Source organism: Pseudoalteromonas sp. BZB3 (assembly GCF_040104455.1).
Taxonomy (GTDB): Bacteria; Pseudomonadota; Gammaproteobacteria; order Enterobacterales; family Alteromonadaceae; genus Pseudoalteromonas.
This window is the reverse complement of sequence record NZ_JBECOS010000011.1, coordinates 249,179-261,828: the sequence shown is the minus strand read 5'-3', so window position 1 is coordinate 261,828 and position 12,650 is coordinate 249,179. Positions and strand designations below refer to the sequence as shown.

General features: G+C 37.7%; 10 protein-coding genes. 7 read left to right on the top strand and 3 right to left on the bottom strand.

The genetic code is table 11. The features are described 5' to 3' along the window. The first annotated feature begins 1 nt into the window (after position 1). The gene (locus ABMY35_RS13450) at positions 2 to 1,324 is read left to right on the top strand and encodes a Na+/H+ antiporter family protein (RefSeq protein ID WP_349286656.1); all 1,323 of its coding nucleotides are present in this window, start codon (positions 2 to 4) and stop codon (positions 1,322 to 1,324) included. Positions 1,325 to 1,613: 289 nt separating this feature from the next. Here the strand turns inward: ABMY35_RS13450 and ABMY35_RS13445 are convergent, their stop codons facing one another. Both ABMY35_RS13445 and ABMY35_RS13440 read right to left on the bottom strand, forming a co-directional pair. Next, the gene (locus tag ABMY35_RS13445) at positions 1,614 to 2,660 is read right to left on the bottom strand and encodes a GGDEF domain-containing protein (protein ID WP_349286655.1); all 1,047 of its coding nucleotides are present in this window, start codon (positions 2,658 to 2,660) and stop codon (positions 1,614 to 1,616) included. 255 nt (positions 2,661 to 2,915) lie between these two features. Further along, the gene (locus ABMY35_RS13440; RefSeq protein WP_349286654.1) at positions 2,916 to 3,929 is read right to left on the bottom strand and encodes an LD-carboxypeptidase; all 1,014 of its coding nucleotides are present in this window, start codon (positions 3,927 to 3,929) and stop codon (positions 2,916 to 2,918) included. A 167-nt stretch (positions 3,930 to 4,096) separates the two neighbouring features. Between ABMY35_RS13440 and ABMY35_RS13435 the strand changes: the two genes are divergently transcribed. The 6 genes from ABMY35_RS13435 to ABMY35_RS13410 all read left to right on the top strand — a co-directional run bounded on the left by ABMY35_RS13435 (position 4,097) and on the right by ABMY35_RS13410 (position 11,479). After that, complete coding sequence (locus ABMY35_RS13435) at positions 4,097 to 4,672, top strand: PilZ domain-containing protein (RefSeq protein WP_349286653.1); 576 nt, start codon at positions 4,097 to 4,099, stop codon at positions 4,670 to 4,672. Positions 4,673 to 4,748: 76 nt separating this feature from the next. Beyond that, positions 4,749 to 5,792 carry an agmatine deiminase family protein gene (locus ABMY35_RS13430; RefSeq protein WP_349286652.1) on the top strand — a complete coding sequence of 348 codons (1,044 nt, stop codon included), beginning with the start codon at positions 4,749 to 4,751 and terminating at the stop codon, positions 5,790 to 5,792. A gap of 1 nt (position 5,793) precedes the next feature. Continuing rightward, positions 5,794 to 6,681, top strand: coding sequence for a carbon-nitrogen hydrolase (locus tag ABMY35_RS13425; protein WP_349286651.1), 888 nt, complete (start codon positions 5,794 to 5,796; stop codon positions 6,679 to 6,681). 222 nt (positions 6,682 to 6,903) lie between these two features. Beyond that, positions 6,904 to 10,377: a transcription-repair coupling factor gene (gene mfd / locus ABMY35_RS13420; protein ID WP_349286650.1), complete on the top strand. Its 3,474-nt coding sequence runs from the start codon at positions 6,904 to 6,906 to the stop codon at positions 10,375 to 10,377. Beyond that, positions 10,374 to 11,216, top strand: coding sequence for a CsiV family protein (locus tag ABMY35_RS13415; protein WP_349286649.1), 843 nt, complete (start codon positions 10,374 to 10,376; stop codon positions 11,214 to 11,216). The genes mfd and ABMY35_RS13415 overlap by 4 nt, the downstream gene beginning before the upstream one ends. 14 nt (positions 11,217 to 11,230) lie before the next feature. Further along, a complete protein-coding gene (locus ABMY35_RS13410) occupies positions 11,231 to 11,479 on the top strand; it encodes a DUF3862 domain-containing protein (RefSeq protein WP_349286648.1) in 249 nt (82 codons plus the stop codon). Between the two features lie 212 nt (positions 11,480 to 11,691). Here ABMY35_RS13410 and ABMY35_RS13405 read toward each other — a convergent pair whose 3' ends face one another. Next, positions 11,692 to 12,438 carry a GGDEF domain-containing protein gene (locus ABMY35_RS13405; protein WP_349286647.1) on the bottom strand — a complete coding sequence of 249 codons (747 nt, stop codon included), beginning with the start codon at positions 12,436 to 12,438 and terminating at the stop codon, positions 11,692 to 11,694. Between the last annotated feature and the right edge of the window lie 212 nt (positions 12,439 to 12,650).

Here is a 12,650-nt window from a genome sequence, read left to right as displayed (position 1 = left end):
TATGAATTCAGTATTAATTGGGGTTTTGCTCATGTTAGGCCTGTCTTTGGCCAGAGTAAACGTGATTGTAGCAATGACAATCAGTGCACTGTCTGCAGGTTTGATCGCAGGTCTCGGTTTAGGTGATACATTAAAAGCATTTAACAGTGGTTTATCTGGTGGCGCAGAAATCGCATTAAGTTACGCTATGCTAGGTGCATTTGCAGTAGCCATATCAAAATCAGGCTTAACGCTCATTCTTGCCGATAAATTACTGTCGAAAGTAGACAAAGCACACTCTAAACATTTGCAAACATTAAGCATGCTGATCATGACCATCATTTTGTCATGCGCGATTGCGTCACAAAATTTGGTCCCCGTACATATCGCATTTATACCTATTTTGATCCCACCATTGTTGGTAGTCTTTAATAAGCTACAGCTTGATAGACGTGCAATTGCTTGTATTTTAACATTTGGACTTGCGACTTCTTATATGGTTCTCCCTTATGGCTTTGGCGGTATTTACCTTTATTCTATTTTGCATAAAAACTTAGCTGAAAACGGCTTAGAAATAGTGAATACCGATGTACCTGAAGCCATGATTATTCCAGCACTAGGTATGCTTCTCGGCCTGATCATCGCAGTGTTTTTTAGTTATAGAAAGGACAGACACTACTCAGACAAAGAATCAGAAAAATCATCGACTAAGATAAATGTCGAGAACCCTAAAAAAGTAATGATCATTGGCGGTATTGCCGTTGTATGCTCATTACTGGCACAAAATGTCAGTGGCTCAATGATCTTAGGTGGCCTTGTTGGCGTGATGATATTTAGTATTTTCGGCATTGTAAAGTGGGAGCAAAGCTCCGATGTCTTTAGCCAAGGTGTTGCTATGATGGCTATGATTGGCTTTATCATGATTTCAGCTCAAGGCTTCGCGTCAGTCATGAAAGCAACAGGTGATGTAACTAGTTTGGTTAACACTACAGCTGATATAGTCTCGGGTAATAAACCCTTAGCTGCAGCGATGATTTTACTAGTCGGTTTATTAATAACCATGGGTATAGGTAGTTCATTTTCTACAGTGCCAATTATCGCCACTTTATTTGTACCACTTTGCCTCACTATTGGTTTTTCTCCAATGGCAACTGCTGCTTTAGTAGGCACAGCGGGCGCTTTAGGCGATGCTGGCTCCCCTGCTTCTGATTCTACACTAGGACCTACCTCAGGACTCAATGCTGACGGTCAGCATGACCATATTAAAGACTCAGTGATCCCAACATTTATCCACTTTAATATTCCATTACTCATATTTGGTTGGATTGCTGCCATGGTGCTATAAAGCAAAACATTGTAATGAAAAAACGTAATAAGCCGCACTTGCTTCTGATACGGCTTTTTTATAAATGGTTTGAATTAAATAGGCAGGATTAAGCAAGGAAAGATTAAAATAAAACGAGTACTGCTTTATTAGTAATATATTCAAGAGGGATAAAAAAAGGCCGCTAAACGCGGCCTAAAAACACATCATGGGTAAACATGAGGGATAAGTGTGAAAACAAAATCATTGTAATCATCCCTATGTAAAATAAAACCACATTATAGCGTCTAATAGATTCGAGAAAACCTGATTAAATTGCTGGCGCTATTTCTACTCTATTACGACCATGGGCTTTTGCTAGATATAAAGCCTTGTCGGCAGAAGCAATAAAGTCCTCTAAACTTTGTTTTTGTTTATAAAAAGCAATACCAAAGCTCGCTGTAATATTGCGTATTGCTTTACCAGTTTTCTTTCCTTTAACTGAGAGTTTTTCAATATCTTGACGAATAGCCTGACAGAAATTCAATGCCTCGCTAACACTCTTGAAATCTGCCAAAATACAGAACTCTTCACCACCATATCTATAAGCATTAGCTTTATTTAAACAATGCCTCGAAAGCTTATTAGCAACAACTTTGAGTACATCATCCCCTTTTTGATGACCAAAATCGTCATTAAATTGTTTAAAGTGGTCAATATCTAAAAAGATAAGTGTTTTAGAAATTGGGTTGCTGCTAATAAACTGATTGATATGTACTACAATATCATCGTCGAACTTGCCTCGGTTAAGTAAACCAGTAAGCTGATCTGTTACTGCTGCTTCCTGTGTACTTACAAGGGCTTGTTTTAACTCTGTAATTTCACTATATGCAGCTTGCAACTTTTTTTGAAAAGAAAAAGCCGTTTGCTGCATAACAACAGACTCTTCAGTCAGTTTATCAACATAGCTCAATACATTATCAAAACTAGAAATATCATTCTTATCAAGCGCGCTGAGATCTGATTTACACTGTAACAAAACAGAATTAAAGCTTTGGGAACTCGCAAGTGTAGAGTCTATGTCAATTTGTACAGACTCAAGTGTACCTTGGAAGTTATCGGAGATCTGATGAAAAAGCGCTAAGTCTTTGTCAGACAGATATTTGTCAAATAAGTATCTAGCTGATGAAGCTGGGCAAGTGCCATGTTCTGCTAGAATATTATCAAGCTCAATATTTAAAGCTAAATTACCACCTAGAACATAACAATACCAAATAGCATAATTTATTGGTGTAACGGGTATTTTATATTTGACCAGGAGCGGTATTGCTTGCTTAAGACACTGGGCAGAATGAGATAACGAGGTATTAAAATCCATAGCTGAGATAACTCATATTGGCATTCACAATCAGTGATGCGCTTTATTTTTATACAATGGCAAGAAAAAACTAACCCTTAAGTGCTAAATTAATGGAAATCCAAAACGATATCAATTTAAATTTAGGGGATTATAAGAGAAAGGGATAAAGATATTAGGGGATGAATAAAAAACTAATACTTTTAACTAGTTAAAAGGAATTTCGTTATACATCCCTGTAAAAGGTACAACCCAAATGGTTGAATAATAATAATTTTATATCAACTCTTGATTTAAGATTATTTTATTTTTTACAAAATTCACCTGCGCTTTCGCGCCATTCACGAGTGTGAAATTAGGAGAAACGTGGCCAATATCTAGGTTTCCGAAAACAGGAATGTTTACATCAGCAAACACTTCATTCAAAGTCATTTCTTCATTTCCAAGGCATTTATTCGAATACTCGAATTTATTTCTGCCAATTAAAATACAACGACACTTAGAAAAGAAACCTTTAATTTTTAGACTCAAAAGTGCACGCTTATATTGTGTTGTACTTAACTCTCCATTTTCAAGATAAAGAATGGTGTCTTTTGAACTCCCCTTGCTTTCTAGAGACAAAAACTCTGATCCCATCGTAAGCTGGAGTGTGTCAATACATCCACCAATTAATGAACCTTTTATAGACTTTTCTTCATGACTATTAATGATGATTAATTCACTCATAGTATCTAAAGAATAAGATGACAACGGCTTACTTTTATAATCAGGATAATTAAACTCATGATAAGAAGAAGACTTCTGTTCAAATGAATAACCCTCTGCTGCATTAAAGAGTAAATCAAACAGTGAATTAACATAATTACAATTTTCATTTCCTGCAATTTGCATCAAGTTAGCACTATGAACGGTATACCAACCTACTCTACTTGTAATTGTAGTTGTCAAAGTACTAATATCAGAAAAACCAAAAATCCATTTTGGCTTTGATTTTGCTATCCTATCCCAATCAAGCAAAGGCAAAACTTCGATAGCAAAATCTCCGCCCCATGGTGGAATAACCGCATCAAACTTATCGTCACATAGATATTTATTTAATGAATTTGCAATGCACTGTTTTGAAATGGCCGTATCAGTTAAAACATTTTCATCAACATAAACGTCAAGACCAAATGACTTTAAAGTTTTGATACATTCTTGAAAACGTTTTTCTAAACTCAGAGGAACTGGTGATGAAAAGGTGCAAACTGCAACTTTACACCCTTTTTTTAATTTAGTTGGGATCTTCATTGATTTCCTTGTTTAATTACAGCATTTTTAGCACATAATTAATTTTTTTGCTCAATCAGTATGATGTGTTCCAATATATATCATATAAAGGTAACCAGGAACAACAAAACTAGAGATTAATAATAAACAAGGTTAAGATACTTTAAATTTAATTAAGCCGTGACCCAATGAGCAGCAACTTAAAAGAAGAATTTAGTGCCTATTTTCAAGTAGAAGAAGCAAATCAAGTCAATCTGTTTGCTGTAGAAGAAAGTGAAGTACCACAAACAAAACAAGCGCTAGACCTTTCCATCCCGCCACTTTTTAGATTGGCAAATGAAGTCAATGAATTAGATGTTAATGCATTAAGACCTCTGAGAAATTTAGGAGATGTTGCCTCTCAGCTTGCTGAATACTTAAAAGCACAGTCTCGAAAAATTGACCTTATAATGAGTCATATTCTCTCAACAGAACAACCCGACGACACCAATCAATATTGTGATAGTTATGGTGGTGGTGGTCTTAAAGTAACGTGTGCTTCCCCCTTTTCTGTTAGTCAAAACTTAAGAACCAAAATATTTTTAAATCATGAAGCCAGTGCCATTTATTGTTATACACAAGTCATTGAAGTTGAATATTTATCTGAAAATCAATATCAGCATACCTTGGCTTTTGTACAAATAAGAGACGACGATCAAGAGTTAATGGTCAGAGCAAGTCTACATGCACAAACCCGACAACTAAAAAAGAAGCAAAATAAGTAAGGAGCAGACAAAAATACTGACAGTTTGAGTGTAAATGATAAAATAGAGAATTATATTTCTTTTATCTCAATCGCTAATGCAATTTACACTTTTACCAGAGTGGGCCGAGCAAGATGCAGTTATGCTAACTTGGCCTCATTTAGACACTGATTGGTCTGATATTTTAGACAAAGTTGAGCCTGTATACGTCGCTTTATGCCAGCAAATATCACAAGTAGAAGATGTGGTGATTGTTGCCCACAATGAATCACTTAAAGCTCACATTTCAAACTTACTAAATAACCATGAAGTTGACCTTACAAAAGTTCATTTTGTAGTTACCCCATACAATGATACCTGGGCACGAGATCACGGCCCTATTACAACCCAAAATGCTGAGGGTAAGTTATCCATCAAAGACTTCTCTTTTACAGGCTGGGGCAATAAATTTGCCGCTGAACTAGATAATAAAATCAATAGTGTACTGGTCAATGAACTTGTAGCACCTGAGAATGAATATGATGTCGTTGACATGGTGCTTGAAGGTGGCGGCATTGAAATTAATGAAGCAGGCACATTATTAACAACAAGCGAGTGCTTGTTAAATGATAACCGCAACTCTGAATTATCAAAAGATGACGTTGAGCGAATCTTAAAAGACAAGTTAGGTGCTAAAGATTTCTTATGGGTCGATCACGGTTATTTAGCAGGTGATGATACCGACAGCCACATCGATACCCTAGTGAGATTTGCACCGGGAAATACCTTAGTTTATGTTGGCTGCGATGATGAAAATGATGAACATTATCCTGCTTTAGCTAAAATGGCTGAGCAGTTGCGCTCATTTCGAACGCCTTCAGGTGAGGCTTATAAACTAATTGAGCTACCTTGGCCAAAAGCCATCTTTGATGATGAAGGCGAGCGCTTACCTGCAACTTACGCGAACTATTTAATAATGAATAAAACGGTACTTGTGCCTGTTTATAATGATGAAAAAGATGCACTTGCTCTTAAACAAATTCAGCTAGCTTACCCAGAGCATACCGTGATCGGGGTTGATTGTGTTCCAATCATTCATCAATTTGGTAGCTTACATTGTATTACCATGCAATTGCCGAAAGGCTTTTTAAAGAGGATTTAACATGTCTAACAGATTAAAAGTGGGCATTGTTCAACACAGTAACTCAAGTGACGTTACAGAAAACACCAATAAAACAGTCGCTGAAATTAGAAATGCCGCAGCGCAAGGTGCAAAGCTTATTGTGCTTCAAGAACTTCACAGAAGTCTCTATTTTTGCCAAACAGAAGATACAGAACTGTTCGATTTAGCAGAAACGATCCCTGGACCTTCAACTGAACTTTACGGTGAACTCGCGAAAGAGCTGAATATTGTTATTGTAACCTCTCTATTTGAAAAGCGTGCTACGGGTTTATATCACAATACTGCTGTTGTGCTAGACACCGATGGCAGCATCGCTGGAAAATACAGAAAAATGCACATCCCTGATGATCCAGGTTTTTACGAAAAGTTCTACTTTACACCTGGTGATTTGGGCTTTGAGCCTATTCAAACATCGGTAGGTAAATTAGGTGTATTAATATGTTGGGATCAATGGTTCCCTGAAGCTGCACGTTTAATGGCAATGGCTGGTGCTGAGTTTTTAATTTACCCTACAGCGATTGGTTGGGACCCTCGCGATGATAAAGATGAGCAAATCCGACAACGCGACGCATGGATCATCTCACAACGCGCACATGCCGTTGCAAATGGAGTGCCTGTTATTTCAGTAAACCGTGTAGGTCATGAAGCAGATCCATCAGGTCAAAGTGAAGGCATTCAATTTTGGGGTAACTCCTTTGTAGCAGGTCCGCAAGGTGAAATCTTGCTTCATGCTGATGAGCAACAAGAACAAACCTTAACGGTAGACATCGATCAAGCCCGTAGTGAATCTGTTCGACGAATTTGGCCGTATTTACGTGACCGCCGTATCGACCATTACGGTGACTTACAAAAAATTTATAGAGATTAAACACAGGTGGTGTTAACCACCTCTATACAAATCCTCATAATTAAGCGATCTATTTTGAGGCAAGGAAAACTTGTCGATAACGAGGCGGAAATTTTGCTGTTTAGTTGTTCTAAATAAGAAATTTTCAACAAAGTTAGCGTCAGTTTTAGTCCCTCAAAATAATTGAGTATTATTGAGGATTAGTATTAACTCTCAGCATTATTATAATAAATAGGAGCTTTCATGGCGTCTGCGCATTGGCAATCCATGCCTTGGGTTAAAAATAACAAAGATAAAATTAGTTGGGGACAGTTAACAGGCAGTGGCTTAGCACTCACGATCAGTGCAAACATAGCTGATAAAAAAACCATGACGGTTATTGTCACTCCCGACACCCCTTCTGCTTTGCGCCTTGAAACAGAGTTAGACTATTTATTACAAGAGCATAAGGTGATGACTTTCCCTGATTGGGAAACGCTACCTTATGACCACTTCTCGCCGCACCAAGATATTATTTCACAGCGCCTTGAAACGCTGAATGCATTAAAGCAGCAAAGCAAAACTGTTTTAATTATTCCAGTTTCAACACTCATGCTTAGAACAGCTCCGCCAAGTTTTATATATGGTCAGGCACTTAAATTTAAGTGTGGCGATACGGTTGATGCACAGCAGTTAAAAGACTCATTAACAGAGTCGGGGTATCGACATGCTCAACAAGTCATGGAACATGGTGAATTTGCAGTAAGAGGATCTATTGTAGATTTATACCCTATGGGCAGTAAAACGCCCTACCGTATCGATTTTTTTGACGACGAAATAGATTCAATTCGTTTATTCGATATTGAAACTCAGCGCTCGAGTGATACCGTTAAAGAAATCGACCTATTACCGGCGCATGAATTTCCAACTAATCCAGAAGATATAGAAAGGTTCAGAACGGCTTATCGGGCAGAGTTTGGCGCAAGCTCTGAACAAGACTCTATCTATATGCAGGTTAGCAAGGCAAACTGGCCTGCTGGAATCGAGTATTATTTACCCCTATTCTTTGAGTCACTTTCTACCATTTTTGATTATCTCCCAGAAGATGCGGCAATTATGCATCTTGCAGACATAGAGCATGCTGCAAAGAGTTTTTGGGAAGATGTTGAAAAGCGATACGAAAACCGACGAGTAGATCCTTTAAGGCCACTATTGTCACCAGAAAAACTCTACTTACCCGTAGAGTCACTATATCAGCAGTTTAAACAATTCGCTCGTGTCAATTTAAGTCAAGCTAACTTGCCTACTAAAGCGGGCAACACAAATTTAGATGCCGCCTTAATCGATGGCATTCGAATAGACCATAAAAAAGCCGAACCTTACGATACAATTTTAAAGTTTGTTTCTGAGCAAAAGAAGCAAAAAGCACGCATTTTATTTAGTGTAGAATCAGACGGTCGTCGGGAATCATTACTTACATTATTAAAAACTACAAATTTAAAGCTTAAGCAATTCGAGCATCTCAATGATTTTATCGCTACCTCTAATGACGTCGGTATTATTGTCAGTCCACTCGAGCAAAGTATTTCACTTTCAGGTAAGCCCAAACTAAATATTATTACTGAGCAAGAATTACTTGGTATTAAGGTTTCGCAACGACGCCGAAGAAAGCATAAATATGAGCAAGGCCAAGATGCTTTAATTCGTAATTTAGCTGAGCTCAAAGAAGGTCAACCGATTGTTCATTTAGATCACGGTGTGGGTAGATACCTAGGCTTACAAACTATCGATGCTGCTGGTGTTGCAACCGAGTTTGTCACCATCACCTATGCGAACGAAGCAAAACTGTACGTACCGGTATCAGCCTTACACATGTTGAGTCGTTATTCTGGTGGTGAAGAAGCTTCTGCGCCACTTCATAAACTAGGTTCAGATGTATGGGAAAAAGCGAAAAGACGCGCTGCTGAAAAAGTCAGAGATGTTGCCGCTGAATTACTTGATATCTATGCGAAACGTCAAAGCAAACCTGGATACAAATTTAAACTTGATGGTCAAGGCTATCGTGATTTTTCAGATAGCTTTCCATTTGAAGAAACCGACGACCAGCGTAACGCCATTGAAGCTGTACTTGCTGATATGCAATCTAATCAAGCGATGGATAGATTAGTGTGTGGTGACGTAGGCTTTGGTAAAACAGAAGTGGCGATGCGTGGGGCATTTGCCGCTGTTAACGATGGTAAACAAGTTGCAGTGCTTGTACCAACCACACTACTTGCTCAACAACACTTTGAAAACTTCAAAGACCGTTTTGCAGATTTACCCGTTGAAGTCGGTGTGTTATCGCGATTTAACAGCACAAAAGAACAAAAAGAAACCCTAGCTAAGTTAGAAAATGGCACCATAGATATCGTCATCGGCACACATAAACTTATCCAAGACAATATTAAGTTCAGTGATTTAGGCTTACTCATTGTCGACGAAGAGCACCGCTTTGGTGTACGTCAAAAAGAGAAAATTAAACAACTTCGTGCTGATGTTGATATTTTAACGCTGACAGCTACACCAATTCCAAGAACGCTTAATATGGCCATGAGTGGTATGCGCGATCTATCTATTATCGCTACACCTCCGGCAAAACGCCTAGCTGTGAAAACATTTGTTCAAGAACGTAATGATGAACTAATAAGAGAAGCCATTTTGCGTGAAATCAAACGTGGTGGCCAAGTTTATTTCTTACACAACAATGTTGAAACTATTGAAAAAACCGCATTTGACATTTCAGAGCTTGTGCCTGAAGCCAGTGTCGCCATTGCCCATGGTCAAATGCGCGAGCGTGAATTAGAAAACCTGATGAGTGATTTTTATCACCAAAAACATAATGTACTAGTGTGTACAACCATCATCGAAACGGGTATTGATATTCCGTCTGCAAATACCATTATCATGGATAGAGCTGACAAACTTGGTCTTGCACAACTTCATCAATTAAGAGGTCGTGTTGGTCGAAGCCACCACCAAGCTTATGCTTATCTGTTAACGAGAAATAGCCAATCTCTCAGTAAAGATGCTGTCAAACGTTTACAAGCCATAGAGTCGCTTGAAGACTTAGGCGCTGGTTTTGCGCTGGCAACACACGATTTAGAAATTCGTGGTGCCGGTGAGCTGTTAGGTGATGATCAAAGTGGTCAAATCCAGTCAGTAGGTTTTACTTTATATATGGAGATGCTTGAACATGCTGTTCAAGCGCTACGTGATGGCAAAGAGCCTACACTTGAGAACTTGTTACAACAGCAAACTGAAGTAGATCTTAAAATTCCTGCGCTACTACCTGATGATTATATTCCAGATGTGAATATTCGACTCAGCATGTATAAACGTATCGCTTCTATTGCAAATGCCGATGAAATAGACGAAATGAAAGTTGAGCTTATTGACCGTTTTGGATTGCTACCAGATGCGACTAAAAACTTGTTTGCTATACAGCAAATCAAACTTCAAGCAAACAAAATTGGTATGAGTAAAATAGAAGCGAACATCAAAGGCGGCTACTTCGAGTTCAGTTCTGATACAAAAATTAACCCAACGTTCATCATTGCCTTGATACAAAGTAATCCGTCAGTCTATAGAATGGAAGGGGCAAATAAGTTACGCTTCAACATAGAAGAAAAAAATGGCCAAGAAAGACTAAAATTAATCAGAGCCATGATAAATGATTTTGATAAAAAGGCATCTGCATGAAGCATAAGCTTTTAAAGCTCACAACATTGACGTTTTTAACTGCGTTTGCAGCCAATGCAAACGCAACTCGTTGGTTTGAGATTGAACTCATTGCTTTTGAGCAAAAACCAACGCCTGAGTTACGAGAAGATTTTAAACTTGAGCGTAAACCGATTCAGGCTCGAAAAACATTGGATATGATAGAAACAGGGCTAAACAATCAAGGTCAGCTCCAATGTTTGGCAGGTGAACAACAATTCGATCCTAGAGAATTGAGTCAGCAAATTGTCTCGACATCCAGCTCTTGGCAATGTGATGATGATAGAAACTATCTCGAGGAAATGCAGGCCTTGCCACTAACCCCCTTTGCGGAACCACAAGAACATATGGATACGATGTACTTGCTTGCTGAAGAACAGTTTCAATTTGAATCTGTTTTAAATAAGTTAAAGCGTAAAGGATTGAATCCAATATTACATACTGGCTGGCGCTTTCCTGAAATGAGTAGACGACGAGCGCCAAGTATTGAAATCATAGCCGGCCAAAAAATTGCTAAACCAACCAGCTATAAAGCAATTAATAACATCAGTAATGATGGTTACATTAGCCTTTTAGATAAGCCTATACAATATCAAGCGATTAACGATGAATTTAAGTGGCAAGTTGAAGGGCTAATGAAAATTCATGTCAGACATTATTTGTTTGTTACAACAGATCTAGATATCAATTTCATTGATAACGAAGGTGAATTACAACAAGCAAGAATGTCTCAATATACTCGTGTTTATAGCGGTGATATACACTATTTAGATCACCCTAGACTCGGGATAATATTTCAAATAAGAAAATATAAACACTAAGCACGAGGGTTAATATGAAAAAATTACTACTAGTTGCAGCACTACTTACTTTAGCTGGCTGTTCAAAAGTAAATAAAGAAAACTATGACAAAATCAAAGTCGGCATGGACAAAGCTGAAGTTGAAGCAATTATAGGCTCTGCAGACTCATGTGAAGAAAAAACATTACACACAAATTGCGTATGGGGCGAAGAAGAGAAAAACATCACTATCACACTCGTGTCAGATAAAGTGACATTGTTCTCGAGTAAAGGCTTAAAATAATTTAAACACCTTATCAGCTCATACCAAAATTCCCACACATGTGGGGATTTTTCATTTACACTCAGTATTAATAAAATCAAATGGTTAAGCAGCATCAGATATAACCCGATCTCTCCCCTGCTCTTTTGCATCGTATAAGAGTTCATCTACGCGTTTAAAAATATTCTCGGTAGTTTCAGCGGAACGATATTCAGTTACGCCAATACTTGAGGTTACATACAATGATTGTGCTTACTCACTGCAATAGGTGCTACTCTTAATCGCGTAGAAATTTTGTGTGCAAGTTTTAAATCCTGAGCATTTGACTTATCTGGCAGTACTATTAAAAACTCTTCTCCGCCATAACGTGAAACTATATCTGTACTTCTTACCGAATTTGATAATACAGATGCAGCCTCTTTAAATACTTTATCACCAAAAATATGGCCAAATGTATCGCTTATACGCTTAAATCTATCTAGGTCAAACATGATAACTGAGAACTTGATTGCTTCAGATTTTAAGTGTTCGATCGAACGTAACAAAGCACGTCTATTTATAAGTTTAGTTAAAGGATCAACTGTCGATTCTCTATAAAGGTGCATCAACATTGAAAGTTGCGCTATTTGCAGCCATAAGCTAATTCCAGCGAATAGAAAAAATAGCCACATATTATTAAACAGTGACCAAACATAACCTTGATAAAAAAGACTTTGTACAATTGCAAACGGAAAAAAAATAAAAGCTATTAGAATATGGCTTCCTCTAATCGTTAGAGGAAATAGCCCGACCATAGCTAAAATCAAATATTGTAGCATTGAGAAAATAAATGGCACGTCATTAAAACTATCAAGGGTCATCATTGAAGCTAAATAAAACAATGAAGGTAAGAAAAAGGATAGTGCTACCACTTTTTCAATGAGTAAGGCTGAACAACATTTATTAATAAAATAAGCCATTGCGAGTAGACTGGCTGACAAAACAAGGCGACTAATTAATATGGCAGTAGCTTGCGCGTAATCGAAGGTATAAAAGTCATAAATGGAAAAAAAAGCACCGAAATGGCAAAGAAAACACACATTACCCAAAGTCGTTTTCTGATATAAATAGAGCGCTTTTAATTAAACTCGTTCGAATGATTATTTGAACTTAATAAGTCTAATAATGTGTTCTGTTCAAGCCCTAGTAGTTT